Raw genomic sequence first — 17,290 nt, forward strand, 5'->3', positions numbered from 1 at the left:
TTTCTTATATTTAAAAAACCTCCGGCATCTGCTTATAGCAGAAAGCCGGAGGTTTTTTTGCGTAGATCCATATTAGATTCAGCTTCTAAAGCACACTAATTCTTTTCCGCTCTTTGGCGGAAGCAAGGCAGGCCTCGATCAGCCGCATACTCAGCACCGCATCCTCAGGCTCAATTAATCTCTCACCTGTGAATACAGCGACTGCAAAATTATCCACCTGCCGGATATATGGATTAGCCCCGGTGGCATCTACTCGTCTCACCTCATCGCCAGTGTACACAAAGAATTCTGCATCCTCATCTCTAGCGTTGAAAGGCATAGGCACCTCAATTCGTCCCTCGGTCCCAAGAATCTCTAACAGCTGGCGATTATATGCCCACATTCCGCAATCAAAGATCAAGCTTAAACCATTCGGAAATTCTACTAGACCTGAGGCCATCATATCTACGTTGTCATGCTCTGGGGAGAACATCGCATGCACAGTCACAGCTTCCGGCTCTGCCCCAAACAGCAGTCGTGCCGCGCTAAGCGGATAACAGCCAACATCATAAAGCGAGCCGCCGCCCCATGCTGATTTAAAGCGAATATTAGATGTATCTGTAGCGTCATTATAAGTAAACGTCCCACGAATCGAGCGTAATTCTCCAATTTCACCGCTAGCGATAGTCTCTTGTAGTTCAGCAATCCGTGGATGATGCCGATACATATATGCTTCTGCTAAGTGAACTCCTGCGTCTTTGCACGCTTTTACCATCTCTGCAGCCTCTTTGCTGTTCAGTGCGATCGGTTTCTCACATAACACATGCTTACCTGCTTCTGCCGCTCGAATCACCCATTCACGATGGAGATGATTAGGGAGCGGAATATATACCGCATCGATTTCTTTATCCGCAAGTAACTCTTCATAACTGCCATATGCTTTCTCTATTCCGAACTCTGCGGCAACAGCGCTGCTTTTTTCCAAGCTACGACTCGCTACCGCTTTAATCATTCCCGAATCTGAATTCATGATAGCTGGCATCACTGAACCTGTCGCAATCTGCGCACAGCCTATGATTCCCCAGCGAAGTTTTTGCACCATAATGGCTACACCTCTTCCCTTGGATTAGTTACTATACTTTAAGACACCTTACCATAGAATGAAACCCATCACTAATAAAAAGGAGCAGTCAGAATGGAAAAAAACAGCACCCATAGGAGTTTCGTCTCCGATAGGTACTGCTTATTAATTCAATTGAAAAGTTACATTATCGCATTTAACAACACAGCCGCACCAAGCACAACAATACGCGCCGCGTTCATCAACACGAAATTTTTGACGGCAAGAATAAAAGTACTCGCCTTCTCCTGCTTCTGTGTGAACAAATCGATATTTCGGTGCAGCGGGATCAGTGTAAGTAGAATCAACAAGACAAGAATAGGGTTAATCCCCAAGATCAGCAGCACTACAAGATCCAGATAAGAGACATAGTAGAGATATTTAAACAGCATGAGCGCATTGCGGCGGCCAATGTAGACCGGAAGCGTGTACCTGCGGTTCTCCACATCTTCATCAATATCACAGATATTATTAGCGAGCATAATCCCTGCAATCCCCAGAATAGCGGGAACGGAGAACCAGAACAGGTACAGCACCTCCACGATGTTGATATTCAGGCTGACCCAGCCGTTCTGAAGCAACAGCGATACCACATGCTCATCTGTATGAATATAGGCAGAAATAAAAATAATCACAAAGCCCATAAACAAACCTGAGAACAGTTCACCTAACGGCATCCGCGAAATGGGGATCGGCCCGAACGAATAAAGAATGCCGATTAAGAACGACAGCCCACCAAGCAAAAAGACCAGCAATCCCGTCTGAGTAACAAGCGCAATCCCGCCCCCTGCAGCCAGAGCCAGCAAAATAACAATCGTCGCCACGACGGTGCTCTCTTTTAGCTTAAAATGTACAATCGCATTATGCGTTTCATAGCCATAGCCGTGGGTTTTGGATGCTTTTTTGAAATCGTAATAGTTGTTAATCGCCGTCGTTGCCATATCAAAACTAAGCAAGGAAACGAACATCAAACCAAAACGTAACACATAAAAATCCTCAAACCGGTACAGGGCATACAGCGTTCCCATTAGAAAAGGAATCATACTGGCTACTTTTGTCGGCAGCTCAACAAATCTTAGAAAACTTTTAATATTCACACCATACACCCTTATCTATCAATTGAGCCTGCAAGGTATTACTGTTCAGTCGTTGTAATCTTCACTGGGGACCATTCTGCAATAACCGTTTGTCCATGCACAGACACGCTGCCTTCAGGACTCAGATCCTTCTCCGTCATAATTCCGAGCGCCACTGTAAAGTTGTTGAATTTGATCGGTATATTTTTCTCATGGCGTACTTCTTTGCCATTCAAATAGAATATAGCCTCATCATTGCCACGGTGGTACGTAATGCGATAGGTATTAAATTCACGTGGTTTGAAATCCGTATCTTCTTTAAAGATGCAGAAATATTTTGTTCCTTTGCTCTCTGGTACTTGTACCCCTGGGAACGGCAAAATTCCATATACACTAGCATATTTATCATTTCCCGCAAAAAAGTCAAGCGCCGCGCCTGTCGTAAAATCAAGCAAGTTCAGCGATACATAACCGTCGTACAAATCTCCATGTGCTGTTCCTTGTGTACGGCAACGAATTTGCAGCTCGAAGCTAATCTCTCCGGCCTCAGGAATTTCCACAGGCTCCGCGGAGTAATACATATGCTTAGCATTGTCTAGAATTTGTACTTGATGGTTCTCACGAGATAATTTCGCACGTACATAAAGCGTATCGTTACGAACAATAACTACCGCTTCCGGTTCACGATAAGCCCAGAAGGATCCATCAGGCAGTGTAAATCCGCCTGTTTTCCAGACCTTTCCTTCTTCTAAAATGGAGTGGAAATCTCCAAGTACCATTTGATTGCCTTTAGCGCTTTGTTCTTCCTTCATCAATTCCTTGTCCTTCTTTTCCATGAAAGCTCACTCCTTCTGTATGTTGACTATTAGTATCAGAATAATCCTTGAATTAGTAATGCTGCTGTCATCACTACTCCGCATCGGACGGAGGCTTTTTGTGAAGCACCCATGAGCGGGATATAAGCTGGCGAAGCGTTATGCGGCTTCAGTCCACGATAAATACGAATCGGCCAGAAGGCTGTAACCAACGCCAATAGGGCATAAACTGGAAGTACGCCCATCAGCACACAGACCACCACCGAAGCGTATCCGGTGAAGAGAAGTACTCGCGAGAATACAAGTGCTTTTTGCTCACCCCACACTACAACAAGCGTAAGCTTTCCAGCCTGCTCGTCCGCTTTCCAATGTAGGAAATGGTGATTAAACAACAGTAATGTAGTCAAGAATCCGACCGGCAACGAAAGAATTACAGGCTTCATGCTAAAATGACCGGTTTGTACGAAAAAGGAGCCTAACACAGGCATAATCCCAAAAGCTATAAATATGGCCACCTCACTGTATCCTTTGCCGCGATATCCATAACGCAGTGGCGGGGCTACATAGAAATAAGCAATTAAAACACCCACAAGTACAAACCAGAGGATATTCCAACCGCTATATATACTGAGTACTCCACCACATATGATGGCAATCGCCAGCATCCCCCACGTCATACTCGCATAAAAAGACTCCGAGAGGATTCCACCTGTCAGTAGCCCGGAGTTTGTGCTGATTTCACCAGTGGAATTCTTCGCCTCTGTATCAGTTCCGTTGCGAAAATCCCATAGATCATTCACCATATTGGAGAACAGATGAGCGGAAATCGCCCCTATTAAGGTTAGAATAAATAAGACCGGATGGAATGACCTTTCCCATACATATGCCCCAACTGTACCTAAAACAATCGGGATGAGCATAACAGAAAAACTCCAAAACCGGGTCGCCTTCGTAAATAATGTCCATTTGTTCACTTCAAGCTTACCGCCTTTTCATTATGACTTGATAATAATTATCACTGACTATTATACATCAATTTTCAACAGATTGTGAAGATTATCACTGCATTTAATGTCTAATCTTGACACAATACCTCCGTTTGTTTGGTTTAGAAACATGATATTTGAAGATACACCCGATAATACCTCTTATTTAACATAGGACCACCATTTTACAACAAAAAATGAGTGCTGTTTTATAGGCAAGCACATACCGATATGATATGATAGGCAAGCCTATGAACAGCGCTCCTTGAGTGCTGTTTTTAAGAGCGTAAAACTATATATAATAATGGAGGCTGTTACTGTCATGTCAGCGCAATCCCCTAACACCCAATCTGTCAAAATCGTCACCGCAGACCCTAGCGCCATCGGGCTATTCGGACTGGCTATTGTCACATTGGTTGCTTCTTCACAGAAGCTTGAATTTACAACAGGACTTAGCTACGTCATTCCTTGGGCTATCTTCCTGGGAGCATTCGCTCAACTATTCGCCGCAATTCAAGATGCTAAGCACAATAACACCTTTGGTATGACTGCCTTTGGCGCCTACGCGTTCTTTTGGTTCGGCATGGCTAGCAGCTGGCTGATCAAGCTCGGCGTATTCGGCCCAACGCTTGCGGAGGCTGTAGATCCTAAGCAGCTCGGATTTGTATTTCTGGGTTACTTGATCTTCACAATCTTTATGACCATTGGTGCGGTTGAAGCTAATAGAGTTTTGCTTATCATTTTTGTATTGATAGATTTCCTCTTTCTTGGACTAACTTTTGATTCCTTCGGTATCGTTCCTGAGTTCTTCCATAAGCTTGCTGCCTGTGCCGAACTTGGAATTGGTATAGTGTCCCTATACGGATGCGGAGCGTCAGTGTTAAATGCTCATTTCGGACGCACTTTCTTGCCGATGGGAGCTCCCCTGGGTATCTTCAAGAAATAGTAATTCACCTTTTTTGAATCCTAACTTTTGCAAGCCGAAAGGATGCCTGAGACCATGCATGTCCTATCCTCTTCTGAATTAGCCGTAACTGCTATATTTGCGCTCATTCTCGCAGTTATTGCCTATTTGATCATTCGGAATATCCCAAAGATGATTGGAGATATTACGGCTTTTCGCAAAAGAACACTGGTCTGGACCCAGGTTTCGCTTGTACTAACGGTACTTCAGCTGAACTTCAAAGCAGGCGACTGGCGATTTTCTATCGTCCTTGGACTCATCGTACTATTTACCGGAAGCATTTGGCTTTCCGCCCGTTACTATGATATCCATAGCACCGTAGATCCGGAATCTAAAGATTCAGAAGTACATTAGTAGAAGCTAGGCAACAGAATAAAGGTGATTAAGCTCCCGTAAGGGGGCTTTTTTTATTCAGAAGGTCCTTTCGCATACTTCTCCCCTCCATAACCATACTAATGACATTGCAAGCTAAAACGCCTTCGACGTCCTCTTAAGGACGGTAAGCGTTTATGCGAGAATTATAAGGATAAAGTATATCGTGAAACTTATACTTTCTTATAATTCAAAATAAGTACAGGAGGGCTATGCAGGTGAGTAAAAAAATCAATCTACTGATGTTCAGCGGAGAATACGACAAAGCCATGGCGGGACTAATTCTAGCGAATGCCGCGAGAGATATTGATGTCGAGGTTACGATGTTTTTCTCTTTTTGGGGCCTGTTCCTAGTGCGTGATCCGGAGAAAATGACACTCGAGGATAAAAGTATTTATGAGAAGCTGATGGATGTCATTACGCCAAAGGGTCCTGGGCAGCTACCACTCTCCCATCTGAACTTCAGCGGGCTGGGTCGAATGATGCTAGAGGAAATGATGGAGGAGCAAGGAGCGCCGAAACTGATTCATTTTTTAAAAGGGGCTCGTAAAAAAAACATCAAGTTCTATGCCTGCAAGCTCTCTGTAGAGATCATGGGCTTTAAAACAGAGGAGCTGCTGCCAGAGGTCGAGATTATCGATGCTGCGGCGTATTTAAGAGATGCGCTAGAAAGCGATGTCCAATTATTTATTTAAATGATTCGACTAGGCTTTAACCCAATCCTCCATGCAGGCATATACTGATGCCATAGAAACTACTGGCACGCCGAAAACACACTATAATCTTAGAACCGACGGCGTACGGGCTGGAGGGAAATCCATGCTAAACATCATCCACGCCTCTTCTGCAGAGACGCCCGCTTCACTACAAGAACATTTCGAGACTTTTCGTGAGCACACCATCGGCATTCGGCATCATATCACCACGCCATATGGCAGACAGCCACTGCTGTATGCTGATTGGACCGCAAGCGGACGCTTATATGAACCGATCGAACGGAAGCTGCAGGAAGCCTTCGGCCCATATGTCAGCAATCCACATACAGACTCCAACACAACCGGATTAACCATGACACTGGCTTATTATGAAGCACGACAAATCATTAAAAAGCATGTAAATGCTGGCCCTCAGGACGTCCTACTCTTCTGCGGAAATGGAACAACGGGAGCCGTGAACAAGCTGCAGCGCATCATGGGGTTAAGGCTCCCTGAATGGCTCCAGGAATATAGTGCCCATTCGATGGAGGAGCGTCCTGTGATCTTCACCAGCCATATGGAGCATCATTCCAATATTCTTCCCTGGCAGGAGGGAGTTGGTGACGTTGTGACTGTTCCTCCCGGAGAGGACGGGAATATAGATCTCCAGCAGCTTGAAGCCCAGTTAAAATTGTATCAGCATCGCCGCTGGAAAATCGGTTCATTTACGGCTTGCTCCAATGTGACCGGAATTCAGACCCCCTACCAGAAGCTTGCCGCGATTATGCACCGTCACGGTGGCCTATGTTTTGTAGATTTTGCCGCCAGTGCTCCCTATGAGCCTATCGATATGCATCCTGTCTCGCCGCTGGAGAAGCTGGATGCGATCTTTTTCTCTCCGCATAAATTTCTGGGTGGACCGGGCACAAACGGTGTTCTAATTTTTGATGAAGCATTAAGTAATGGACGTATTCCTGACGAACCGGGTGGAGGTACAGTGGCTTGGGTCAATCCTTGGGGAGGACGCCGTTACACCAATGAAATAGAGATGCGGGAAGACGGGGGAACGCCGGGGTTTCTGCAAGCTTTTCGGACGGCACTATGTGTGAAGCTGAAGGACCAAATGAATGGAAGCGGTCATTATATGGCGATTAGAGAGTTCGAACTGTGCCAAGAATTAATGAGCGGGCTCCGTAGCATACCCGAATGTTCGCTGCTGGCTGGACATCATACAGAACGTCATGGCATTGTCTCTTTTACACTGCGCGATATTCATTATAACCTAGCTGTCCAACTGCTGAATGATCGCTTCGGTATACAAGCCCGGGGCGGTTGCTCTTGTGCGGGGCCATATGGGCATTACCTGCTTGGAGTAGGGTGGACGCAATCTGCTCAGATCGCTGAGGCTATTACTGTAGGCGACCAGTCGCTTAGACCAGGTTGGATCCGCATCTCTCTACATCCCATTATGACTAATCAGGAAGTAGAGAGAATTGTATCCGCTGTACGAAATATCGTGATCCATATCCAGTGGTGGAAACAGGACTATCTTTATGATGCCTCCACGAACAGTTGGACCCATATCTACGCTGAGGATCCAGCCGAGGCGAAGATCAAAGAACTTTTTTCTGTGTAGCTTCCAACTTATTGCGTGGTATCCTTCACCATGTCCAGATCGGCAGCACTGGCATTGGAGATAACTTGTTCTACATTCTTACAGCCCGGAATTACACTGGTTACTGCGGAATGCTGAAGGCACCACGCCAGAGCCCACTGCGCCATATTCAGACCTGATGGCACTTCATTCGCTGCAATTTCAGCTACAACCCGTAGTTGTTTCTGTCTTACTTCCTCATTATGGTTCGCTCGGACATCACCCTGTCCAAAAACCGCATTCGGCTTATACTTGCCGCTCAAATAACCACTCGCCAACGGAACGCGAGCCAATACGCCTAATTGATTCTCGATGCATAGCGGAAAGATCTCTTCCTCAGGTTTACGATCCAGCCGATTATATACCACTTGTATGGCCTCTGCCTGCACATCTGCTGCTGCAGAGGTCTGAAGCACACCCGAGCCTGATGCACTGATCGAGACGCCTAAATGACGAATTTTACCCGCCTGCTTCTGTCTATCGAGCATACTCCACAGCTTGTCGTTATCGAATTGCTCATCGGTCCCAGAGTGGAATTGATAAAGGTCGATATACTCTGTCTGGAGCGCACGCAGTGAATCATCTAGCTGCTTCAGCACATCCTCAGCACGCCATAGTTGTTCCCTCTGTAGATGTCCCTGAAAATGATGTCCGAATTTCGTAGCCACAATCCAGTCCTCACGTTTCCGGCGAGCCAGATAACCCCCGATGAACTTCTCCGACAAGTGATCTCCGTAACATTCTGCCGTATCAATCAGATTAATACCCAGCTCCCCAGCCTTATCCAGCATGGCATCGACTTCAGCTTGAGTGAAATCCTTACCCCACTCTCCACCGAACTGCCAAGTACCCAAGCCGATCACCGATACATTCATACTTGTACTGCCAAGCTTACGATATTTCATCAACATTTCCTCCTTCGTTCTATCAAAATAGTTCATTCACAGTAATAAACTAAGCAGCCTTATTTCCATTCTGGACCGTTCTTGCGAACCGCGCCTCGATGGCTTTAACTCCCCATAGTGACAGTCCAATAAACACCAAGACATAGATGATCTCCCACGGCTGGCGGATGAATCGTTCAAGATCATTTCCAATATATGAAACTGCGAATACCATGATCGCTTTGCCCACAGTAAGCGCAAGGAGGTATGAACGAAACCTCATGCCAGCAAGACCAGCAGCCATATTAATTACAACGAAGGGTCCCACGGGAAATATACTAAGCAGAAATACATAGCTGAACCCACTTTGCCGCACCCATGTCATACTTTTGGCTACCTTTGGTCGTTCTGCCCATTTTCGTAGATAACGATGTGAGGCTACTTTTTGAATAATCAAAAATGTTGTCACACAGCCCGCAACCAAACCGATCCAAGAATACAAAAAACCTAACCATAAACCATATACAGCCCCGTTTAATCCTACGATCGCAATAGTTGGTAGTGGTGGTATAAATGATTTCATAAACGTTAACGCAATGCCCGGAAAGGGCCCAAACGAACGATATTGTTCAAGTAGATGCCGCAGATTATCCTCTGTCAGCCAAGACATAATATCAAGAAAGTACATAACCAGCTGATCTCCTCATCCGATTGGAATTCTTAACACTTGGTCTCAATTATACACGAAGTTGCGATCATTCCTACAGCTCTTCCAATATAAAGAAAGCAAGCTAGAACTACATGAATGACACTGGTCAAACCCTCAGTCTTCCGCCACACTGAAACGCACCGGCTATGATTGGATGTTAGGGATCACAACCATAGAGCTCGTCATGTCTACGAAAACTGTGGCTTTACACTGGAAGGCACTCTACGTGATTGCATAAAAGTAGGGGAGCGCTTTGAATCTCTGCATATCATGTCCTTATTGAGGCATGAATATATGGAGGGCGAGCAGCAGCTGTAATTCAGATACACCGATAATTCAAATTAGGATTAAAAAATAATTACATATAGGGAAATTATCCCTATAGTTCTGTCGTTCGAGTGATAAAAACCGCAATATAGGGAATTTCTCCCAATAATTGAGCGGATTTGGTCAACATCGGCGATATCTCGGTGATTTATAGGGTAGTTTTCCCTATAATGTCTATTCCGAGGCCGTAAGCGGCTAATTATACGGAGATTTTCCCTATAATCACCCTCACTCCGCGCAATTACGAATAAATCACCTTTATCATTTTCACAGCACCATCATATTCACTGCGAATTCTTTTCACTGCGCTCTCTTCTCACAATGCATCCATCTCATTCCACGATGAAAAGCCGAGCATCAAGCCCCCGATCCAGAAGCTTACTACTCAGCTTTCAATACCCTCACCTTAAACCTCTCCACTGTAACAACTGGCCTGCTCACCTGCCGCCATCACCAAGCACCTTATCGTTTAACTCTGAGACCATAAGGTGGAAGCTGTAATCAATCACCGCTTTGTCCTGCGACTTATGATGCCATGTATCTACAGCCTGCTGCGGTAACGATAATTCCATTTTTTAATAATCTTCTTCATCCTTACACCACCTCCGCTTCCGAATAGGAGCCGTTCAAACTACTGATCACCTTCTGACGCTCATTCCAGGTCAGAGGGGCTGCCCCAGTGTCCACTGGAACCATATCGATCGCGCCGTCTGCTGGACAGACAATAGAACAAAGATTACAGCCTACACAATCTTCCTCGCGGACCTGTAGAATAGCTTTCCCATCTGCATTAGTTAACATATCAATACATTGATGTGAAGCATCTTCACAAGCAATATGGCATTTATTACAGTTGATACAGTTCTCCTCATTAATGCGGGCAACGACCTTATAGATAAGATCCAGATCACCCCAGTTGGAGTATCTAGATACCGATTTTCCGATTAGCTCTGTTACGGAAGCCAACCCTTTGTCATCTAAATAGTTATTCAGCCCATCGATCATTTCCTCCACAATCCGGAAGCCATGATGCATAACCGCTGTACATACCTGAATACCCGTAGCACCCATTAGCATGAACTCAACAACATTTTCCAGCTACTACAATGTTCCCACCTGTTGGTGCTATGAAATCGGCCATTAGTCTCAAAAGCGTTGTTTTGCCACATCCGGAAGGTCCGAGTAGTGAGACGAACTCCCCCTTTGCAATATCAAGACTCACCTGATGCAGCGCAAGCAATTCCGCAGCTTCTGTCTGATAGCGCATTTCAACATTTTCCAGCTGAATCTCAGGAATATTTGTCGCGAGTAATTTTTATATATTTGTAGATATGTGGTAATATTTATCCATATCTTTCCTTAGTAGGAGACAATAGACCCATGGGATCTGTAATTTCGAATTATATTGTTATTGTGGCTATATCAGGTGTCCTGAGCGTCTTACTAGCCCTTTTCGCCTATTATAAAAAAACGGATTTTTTAGGAATCAGAGCCTTTGTTATAAGCTTTGCACTTCCGCGATTTATACCTTCGGCTTCGCACTAGAACTGTCGGGAAAAACACTGGAGGAAATGAGCTTTTGGATTAAGGTAGAGTATCTGGGAATGCCCTTTATTGCGCCGGCAAGCCTAATGATGGTGATACATTTCGTAGGGCTGGAGAGTCTAATTAAAAAAGGCATGCGAACAGCGCTATACATGATACCGTTCATTACAACACTGATGGTATGGACCAATGATTATCACCACCTCTTCTATAAATCCATTTATTTGCGGGGTAATACCCCCTCCCCACTCGTTGATGTAGTGATGGGACCTTGGTATATCGTTCACGGCAGCTTTACCTTCGGCTGTCTGCTGGCAGCCATCTGCCTCATTTTGTGGCAATGGAACCGGATGAAACGGGTATACCGCAGATAAATCGTTACGATTCTAATTGGACTAAGCCTTCCAACGTTAGGCTCTTTTTTATATTTGATGGGCCTGACACCCTACGGCATGGATCCCGTTCCGATCATCATGAGTATCACTTCCACCCTATATATCTGGGCCATCCTTTCGAGAGGCATGTTAACAGCTGCGCCTATCGCTCGTGAGAATTTGTTCGAAAGCATGCGAGACGGGGTGCTTGTCACCGATCGCTCGGATATGCTAGTCGATTACAATCGCTCAGCCGCGGATATGATAGAAGGGCTTAACTCCTCGTCGATTGGCAAACCGCTAGCGCAACTGTTTCTTAATGCAGGCAAAGATGCCTTGTCCTATGTTATGGATGCACAGCCGCTACTGCGCGAAGAAAGGGAAGTTGCTTGGAACAAAGGAGACGAGATTTGTTACTATCAAATTCGATCCTCTCCGGTACAGAAACAAGGGGGACACTTAGCAGGGCAGATGATCATGCTGATTGACGTGACTGAACGAATACTACTTCAAGACAAGCTACGTCAATTGGCTACGATGGACAGCCTGACGGGGATTTATAACCGTACATATTTTTTGGAGTTGAGTAGAGCGCTTCTTTCTCAAGCCGCGAGCAATCGGAGTTCATTATCGATTATTTTGCTGGATGTGGACTTCTTCAAGAACATTAATGATCGATCGATACGGACATCAATATGGAGATCAAGCCCTTCAGCACATTGTCGAGGTATGTAACAGACATATGCGGGAGGGCGACATCTTCGGCCGTTATGGTGGTGAGGAATTTGTGATCTGTCTGCCGGGTACATCCCTGAAGCAAGCCGCACGGCTCTGCGATACCATCCGCGCGGATATTGAACAGAGTACATTGTATACCATCATCGGGCCTATTAACGTGACTGCCAGCTTCGGTGTCGTAGAAACCCTAAGCGCCCGGAAGCTACACTAGAAGAGCTGCTGTCAGAAGCCGACCATGCCCTGTATAGTGCCAAACGAAACGGACGTAACGCCGTCCATCTCTCCCAGAGATCGAACATTTCCCTTTTTACACCCGTGTAATGGTATCCCTATCCCCTGTTAGAGCTTTCAACAGACGGCCTTATTTTCATTGTAGGTTTTTAAGTTTAATAAGAGTTATCTGAAGAGTGGTATCAGTATATAGATTAAAATTCGCTTTATGGGATATGGAGGCAAATGAAATGAAGAGGAACCATACAATGATGCAGTTTTTCGAATGGCATGTTGCTGCGGACGGAAAACACTGGGATCGCTTAAGAGAAACGGCACCCGCGCTAAAAGCCGTAGGCATTGATTCTATTTGGGTACCTCCTGTGACAAAGGCCGTCTCCGCCGAGGATACGGGTTATGGCGTGTATGATCTGTACGATCTGGGCGAATATGATCAAAAAGGTACGGTACGTACCAAGTACGGCAACAAACAAGCGCTCATCAACGCGATTTCGGAATGTCAAAAGAATGGCATCGCCGTTTACGTTGATTTGGTCATGAATCATAAGGCAGGCGCAGATGAAAAAGAAGTAATTCAGGTCATTGAGGTCGACCGCAATGATCGGATGAAAGAAATCTCGAAGCCTTTCGAGATCGAGGGCTGGACTAAATTCACCTTCCCCGGCCGCGGCGATGAGCATTCCTCTTTTAAATGGAATCACAATCATTTTAACGGCACCGATTATGATGCTAAAGTGGGTCGAACAGGGGTATTTCGCATAGTAGGAGAGAATAAGTCTTGGAATCAGAATGTTGACGATGAGTTCGGGAACTACGATTATCTAATGTTCGCTAATATTGATTACAGTCATCCAGACGTCAAAAAAGAGATGAGCCAGTGGGGAAAATGGCTGATTGACACTCTAGACTGCAGCGGCTTTCGCCTAGATGCCATCAAGCATATCAACCATGAGTTTATTAAAGAATTCGCGGTAGAGATGTTTAATAAATGTGAAAAAGATTTCTATATCGTCGGGGAATTTTGGAATTCGGATTTGGAGTCCTGCCGGCAATTTCTGAACACCGTCGATTATCAGATCGACCTCTTCGATGTATCCCTTCACTACAAGCTTCATTCGGCTTCCTTGGGGGGTAGAAACTTTGATCTGACCAAAATTCTAGACGACACTCTTGTACAGACTCATCCCACCAATGCCGTAACTTTCGTGGACAATCATGATTCTCAGCCTCACGAAGCCCTGGAATCGTGGGTAGATGATTGGTTTAAGCAAAGTGCTTATACGCTTATCCTGCTGCGACGTGATGGATACCCTGTTGTCTTTTATGGCGATTATTATGGAATTGAGGGACCTACACCCATGGCAGGGAAAAAAGCAGCGATTGATCCACTGTTATACACCCGCTATCATAAGGCTTATGGTGAACAGAAGGATTATTTCGATCATCCCAACACGATTGGCTGGACACGACTCGGCGTGAAAGACATCGAACGCTCCGGCTGCGCGGTTGTGATTAGTAACGGTGAGAATGGCCAGAAAAGAATGTTCGTAGGGGAACAACGCGCCGGTGAAGCATGGGTAGATTTCACCCATAATCACAAGGCGACTATAACGATTGAGAAAGACGGCTGGGCGACCTTCCCGGTCAAGGGCGGTAGCGTTTCTGTCTGGGCCCTACCTGATGTAGAAGTCGAGGAAAAATAAGGGTTCGCATTACCTCTATAAAAAAAGGGTGTCCAGAGCCATTTCGACTTGGACACCTTCTTTAGTTGTTCCGATGCATACAGAGACTACACACTCGTCCCTTCTATTCCTCTGCCTTTGGATGGCGGGATACCAACCTCACTAGATCGAACGTCAAGATCGGCAATGTCAGGGAAGCCGGATAAGCTAAGTAACGCGGTTCCCACTCTGGGCTGAACTTTTCTTTATATCGGCGCAGTCCGGAGAAACCGTACCAATGACCCCCTCTTTTAAATACGAGATGAGCCAGCTTCTCCTCCTTCAGAGCCCCGGCATTCTGACCCACACTGGACAGCGGGGCATTACCAAGATTAAATCGGTGATAGCCTTTGGATTTCGCCCACTCCAGCAGACAAACAAATAAATAATCCATTGTCCCATTCGGTACGTCTTTCCGATGGCGCATCAAATCAATGGATAAGGTCACGCCCTGATCATACCCGTGTGCAATAGAAGCAAATGCCAGTATCGTCCCTTTGGCGTTCCGTAGCAGCGCGATCGGAGCCAGTTGCAGATAAGCCCCGTTAAACCAGCCCAGCGAATACCCTTTTTCGGTGCGCCCATTCAACCATTCATCCGAAACGGATCGCAGCTCTCGCAGTAAGTCATCAGAATGCGGCGCTTCTACAATTTCGAAAGCATATCCTTCCCGTTCAAAACGGTTACATACACTTCGCAGATCACTGTTCTTTTTGCCACTGAGTGTAAAAGTATCGAGTGTTACCAATGCCTCTTCACCCAGCTTGAAAAAGTGGTATCCCTGCTCATGATAGATCGATAAGAAATCAGGTGTCGCCTGATAAAAAACGACAACCAGCCCGTACTTATCTGCAGCTTGTCTAAATTCACTAATAGCCTCGTTGATGAGACTTCTCTCTCCTAATGGATCACCAAGGACTACGAGTTTGTCCCTAACTCTGGCGAAAGCAAGCAACACCTTGCCGTCTTGAGCCCAGAAGAAGCTCTTATCACCCAAAAACAGCATGTGAGTTAAGGGATTACCTTGAACTCCGTCTAGAAAACGTTCCAGCCTTGCCATATCAAAGGTTCCGAATAGCTCCTCCGACTTACGGTAGGGTCTGAGGGTTATCAGCAAAGTAAGAAGGATCCAGGAAAAAGCCAGCCCCCCCACGGCCGTAAACGCGACATGACCATGTTGCTGCAGCCATTCTGGATGCACACCGGGTGGTAGATGCTTCAGGAATCCACGATGTACATGGCTACCCAATAGATAGTAGCTAAGGGCAATTACTGAAGTAAGGACAAACCACCAGATCGTACTCTGTCTGCTGACTGGCACACTGATTCGATAAAACCGAGATCTAGATATCCAAAGAATGAGTGCTACTAGGAGCAGAAACAGCGCCTCTTCATAATCAAAGCCTTTAGTCACCGCAAACACGGATCCGGTAAATAAAAGAATACTGGTCCAAATGTATGCACTACGGATTCGCAATGTAATGCCCCGCGACAACAAAATGAGCATAAAACCAATGAGTACAGATAGATGATGTGAGAGCTGCATGATCGAAAATGACAATATTTCCTCAGTAATCTTCAGTCTGTACAACAATCCGGGCGTTGCTGTTGATAGTAAGAGAACAAGCCCGCTAGCTAAGACCAACTTGCCCAGAGCCCACACACCAAGATCGCTCAGAAAGGTATACTGACCCGGCCAACCCCAAATCTTCTGCCATATATTAAGAGAGGGTTCGAACCCTGGATCTGAACGATCTTGGCCCTTTTTTCCCTGCAGACCAAATTCCAGTGCAGCCAGCACCAATCCGATCAACCACGGAATGAGATAATAGAACAATCTAAAAACGACAAGCACTGCCATGGCCTGATCACTTTTGAATCCAAGTTGCGTAAGTCCAAGCAATGCGATAAGGTCAAAAGCGCCTATACCGCCAGGCGCCATACTCAAGATGCCCGCGATAGCAGCAATCGTAAATATGCCGAATATGACTGGAAAATGAACCTCGTGCAAGAGGTGGCTACTGATTGTCCAAAACGTTACGCCAGCAAAACTCCATTCCAGAAATGAAGCGCCCACAGAGGCAACTACTGTAAGCCATGGTGTTCTGCCTTTTCCCCGATTAATCCATTTCGCATAAAGCGCCGAGCGCTGTACAAACACAAAAAACGGCAAATAAAGCGCCATACCCCATACCGCAAATACTAACCAATGATGCTCATCCAGCAATGCTGTTGCCGGGAGTAAACCAAAGATATTCGCCCATGAAAGTAGAGATAACCCAGTAATCATGAGAGGCGAAAGAAATACTATTGCCGGAGTTAGGACGGAAGTTGGCACTCCGCTTTTTTTATACATCAACGTCCTTAAACCTACTCCAGCCAGACCTGCAAAACCAATTAAATTATTAAACGTATTAGCAATCCAGGCATAACGGAAGGTGTTCCACAGCCCTACTTTTAAACGAAAATGTGCCCGAATCAAATAATCGTAAGTACTCATTACAGCTACTGCGAGAAGTGCAAATCCGATCATTTGCAAAACAGCGGACGTAGGTACTCTCCTTAACTCACGCATGATAAGTCCTAAATGAACCTGCTTCAGCTCATGCTGCCCTTCCCAATACACCAGCGCTATGATAGCCACTGGAAAAAGAGCTCTCACCGCCCGTATCCGATAAATGGATAAGAACAGCCTTACAATTTTGAATCTTTCTAATGTCTGTTGTTTTGAATGCATGAGGCCACCTGCCTTTACCGCCGACACACGTTGTGCTAGACAATTTTTACAACCATTCCATTATAACAATTATTGGAATAAAAAACCCGTGATAATCAACACCTATTACATTAGACTGCCAGCACAGCCCTAATCCCTGCAACAGTTAAAGATTGTTAATGGAATTCAATGTAGCTAAAGAACATTGAAACTGTAGTTTACACATAAAATTGCACATCAAAAAGGACATCCCTCACGGCAAAGGATGTCCTCTCTGTTATGTAGCACGGGTCTAACCATCTTTTATACTCGAATATCAAATCTACCTTTGCTATCCGTCGTTGCGGTAGCTATCTCTTGCGGACTTGCTGCAGCAAGCGCATT

Annotated in this window: 16 protein-coding genes and 2 pseudogenes; 8 read left to right on the forward strand and 10 right to left on the reverse strand. The window is 45.6% G+C overall.

All coding sequences use genetic code 11. The annotated features are described in order from the left end of the window. Window positions 1–85: 85 nt before the first annotated feature. The 4 genes from MHH52_RS27400 to MHH52_RS27415 all read right to left on the reverse strand — a co-directional run bounded on the left by MHH52_RS27400 (window position 86) and on the right by MHH52_RS27415 (window position 3,964). A complete protein-coding gene (locus MHH52_RS27400) occupies window positions 86–1,081 on the reverse strand; it encodes a Gfo/Idh/MocA family oxidoreductase (RefSeq protein WP_340005536.1) in 996 nt (331 codons plus the stop codon). Window positions 1,082–1,242: 161 nt separating this feature from the next. Then, the gene (gene menA / locus MHH52_RS27405; protein WP_313641458.1) at window positions 1,243–2,196 is read right to left on the reverse strand and encodes a 1,4-dihydroxy-2-naphthoate polyprenyltransferase; all 954 of its coding nucleotides are present in this window, start codon (window positions 2,194–2,196) and stop codon (window positions 1,243–1,245) included. A gap of 38 nt (window positions 2,197–2,234) precedes the next feature. Beyond that, complete coding sequence (locus MHH52_RS27410) at window positions 2,235–3,011, reverse strand: DUF6081 family protein (RefSeq protein ID WP_313641459.1); 777 nt, start codon at window positions 3,009–3,011, stop codon at window positions 2,235–2,237. 35 nt (window positions 3,012–3,046) lie between these two features. Next, window positions 3,047–3,964, reverse strand: a complete 918-nt coding sequence (locus MHH52_RS27415; RefSeq protein ID WP_313641460.1) for a prenyltransferase — start codon at window positions 3,962–3,964, stop codon at window positions 3,047–3,049. Window positions 3,965–4,298: 334 nt separating this feature from the next. Between MHH52_RS27415 and MHH52_RS27420 the strand changes: the two genes are divergently transcribed. From MHH52_RS27420 to MHH52_RS27435, 4 genes are all read left to right on the forward strand, one after another. Further along, a complete protein-coding gene (locus MHH52_RS27420) occupies window positions 4,299–4,922 on the forward strand; it encodes an acetate uptake transporter (protein WP_340005541.1) in 624 nt (207 codons plus the stop codon). 54 nt (window positions 4,923–4,976) lie between these two features. Further along, entirely contained in the window at window positions 4,977–5,294 is a 318-nt protein-coding gene (locus MHH52_RS27425) for a hypothetical protein (protein ID WP_313641462.1), read from the forward strand. 236 nt (window positions 5,295–5,530) lie between these two features. Continuing rightward, window positions 5,531–6,007, forward strand: coding sequence for a DsrE/DsrF/DrsH-like family protein (locus tag MHH52_RS27430; RefSeq protein WP_042192628.1), 477 nt, complete (start codon window positions 5,531–5,533; stop codon window positions 6,005–6,007). Between the two features lie 124 nt (window positions 6,008–6,131). Next, window positions 6,132–7,643: an aminotransferase class V-fold PLP-dependent enzyme gene (locus MHH52_RS27435; RefSeq protein ID WP_313641463.1), complete on the forward strand. Its 1,512-nt coding sequence runs from the start codon at window positions 6,132–6,134 to the stop codon at window positions 7,641–7,643. 8 nt (window positions 7,644–7,651) lie between these two features. On the opposite strand, the gene MHH52_RS27440 is transcribed toward MHH52_RS27435, so the two are convergent. The 5 genes and pseudogenes from MHH52_RS27440 to MHH52_RS27460 form a co-directional block, all read right to left on the reverse strand. After that, window positions 7,652–8,566: an aldo/keto reductase gene (locus MHH52_RS27440; RefSeq protein WP_340005543.1), complete on the reverse strand. Its 915-nt coding sequence runs from the start codon at window positions 8,564–8,566 to the stop codon at window positions 7,652–7,654. A 49-nt stretch (window positions 8,567–8,615) separates the two neighbouring features. Continuing rightward, entirely contained in the window at window positions 8,616–9,233 is a 618-nt protein-coding gene (locus MHH52_RS27445; protein ID WP_340005545.1) for a TVP38/TMEM64 family protein, read from the reverse strand. Between the two features lie 785 nt (window positions 9,234–10,018). Further along, complete coding sequence (locus MHH52_RS27450) at window positions 10,019–10,153, reverse strand: hypothetical protein (RefSeq protein WP_313641834.1); 135 nt, start codon at window positions 10,151–10,153, stop codon at window positions 10,019–10,021. A gap of 22 nt (window positions 10,154–10,175) precedes the next feature. Next, a pseudogene (locus tag MHH52_RS27455) lies at window positions 10,176–10,667 on the reverse strand (4Fe-4S dicluster-binding protein); the annotation flags it as partial. Further along, on the reverse strand, window positions 10,663–10,848 hold the full coding sequence (locus MHH52_RS27460; protein ID WP_313641831.1) for an ATP-binding cassette domain-containing protein: 186 nt from the start codon (window positions 10,846–10,848) through the stop codon (window positions 10,663–10,665). The gene MHH52_RS27460 and the pseudogene MHH52_RS27455, both read right to left, overlap by 5 nt. Before the next feature lie 232 nt (window positions 10,849–11,080). Here MHH52_RS27460 and MHH52_RS27465 point away from each other — a divergent pair. From MHH52_RS27465 to MHH52_RS27480, 4 genes and pseudogenes are all read left to right on the forward strand, one after another. Further along, window positions 11,081–11,653: pseudogene (locus MHH52_RS27465) on the forward strand (histidine kinase N-terminal 7TM domain-containing protein); the annotation flags it as partial. Continuing rightward, window positions 11,648–12,235, forward strand: a complete 588-nt coding sequence (locus tag MHH52_RS27470; protein ID WP_313641833.1) for a diguanylate cyclase — start codon at window positions 11,648–11,650, stop codon at window positions 12,233–12,235. The pseudogene MHH52_RS27465 and the gene MHH52_RS27470, both read left to right, overlap by 6 nt. Beyond that, window positions 12,171–12,449 (forward strand): GGDEF domain-containing protein, encoded by a 279-nt coding sequence (locus MHH52_RS27475; protein ID WP_340005548.1) that lies wholly within the window; start codon window positions 12,171–12,173, stop codon window positions 12,447–12,449. Before MHH52_RS27470 ends, MHH52_RS27475 begins: the two co-directional genes overlap by 65 nt. Before the next feature lie 250 nt (window positions 12,450–12,699). Next, complete coding sequence (locus MHH52_RS27480) at window positions 12,700–14,172, forward strand: alpha-amylase (RefSeq protein ID WP_313641829.1); 1,473 nt, start codon at window positions 12,700–12,702, stop codon at window positions 14,170–14,172. Between the two features lie 103 nt (window positions 14,173–14,275). Here the strand turns inward: MHH52_RS27480 and mprF are convergent, their stop codons facing one another. Then, window positions 14,276–16,927, reverse strand: coding sequence for a bifunctional lysylphosphatidylglycerol flippase/synthetase MprF (mprF, locus tag MHH52_RS27485; RefSeq protein WP_340005550.1), 2,652 nt, complete (start codon window positions 16,925–16,927; stop codon window positions 14,276–14,278). Between the last annotated feature and the right edge of the window lie 363 nt (window positions 16,928–17,290).

Origin of the sequence: Paenibacillus sp. FSL K6-0276 (genome assembly GCF_037977235.1) — a bacterium.
Classification (GTDB): domain Bacteria; phylum Bacillota; class Bacilli; order Paenibacillales; family Paenibacillaceae; genus Paenibacillus_AQ.

What these genes read in the sequence shown, in the direction of transcription:
- MHH52_RS27425 (WP_313641462.1), top strand. Translation starts at nt 4,977, where the DNA reads ATGCATGTCCTATCCTCTTCTGAATTAGCCGTAACTGCTATATTTGCG.
- MHH52_RS27440 (WP_340005543.1), bottom strand. Translation starts at nt 8,566, where the DNA reads ATGAAATATCGTAAGCTTGGCAGTACAAGTATGAATGTATCGGTGATC.
- MHH52_RS27470 (WP_313641833.1), top strand. Translation starts at nt 11,648, where the DNA reads ATGTTAACAGCTGCGCCTATCGCTCGTGAGAATTTGTTCGAAAGCATG.
- MHH52_RS27475 (WP_340005548.1), top strand. Translation starts at nt 12,171, where the DNA reads ATGATCGATCGATACGGACATCAATATGGAGATCAAGCCCTTCAGCAC.
- MHH52_RS27460 (WP_313641831.1), bottom strand. Translation starts at nt 10,848, where the DNA reads ATGCGCTATCAGACAGAAGCTGCGGAATTGCTTGCGCTGCATCAGGTG.
- MHH52_RS27445 (WP_340005545.1), bottom strand. Translation starts at nt 9,233, where the DNA reads ATGTACTTTCTTGATATTATGTCTTGGCTGACAGAGGATAATCTGCGG.
- MHH52_RS27450 (WP_313641834.1), bottom strand. Translation starts at nt 10,153, where the DNA reads ATGGAATTATCGTTACCGCAGCAGGCTGTAGATACATGGCATCATAAG.
- MHH52_RS27435 (WP_313641463.1), top strand. Translation starts at nt 6,132, where the DNA reads ATGCTAAACATCATCCACGCCTCTTCTGCAGAGACGCCCGCTTCACTA.
- MHH52_RS27480 (WP_313641829.1), top strand. Translation starts at nt 12,700, where the DNA reads ATGAAGAGGAACCATACAATGATGCAGTTTTTCGAATGGCATGTTGCT.
- MHH52_RS27400 (WP_340005536.1), bottom strand. Translation starts at nt 1,081, where the DNA reads ATGGTGCAAAAACTTCGCTGGGGAATCATAGGCTGTGCGCAGATTGCG.
- MHH52_RS27410 (WP_313641459.1), bottom strand. Translation starts at nt 3,011, where the DNA reads ATGGAAAAGAAGGACAAGGAATTGATGAAGGAAGAACAAAGCGCTAAA.
- MHH52_RS27420 (WP_340005541.1), top strand. Translation starts at nt 4,299, where the DNA reads ATGTCAGCGCAATCCCCTAACACCCAATCTGTCAAAATCGTCACCGCA.
- mprF (WP_340005550.1), bottom strand. Translation starts at nt 16,927, where the DNA reads ATGCATTCAAAACAACAGACATTAGAAAGATTCAAAATTGTAAGGCTG.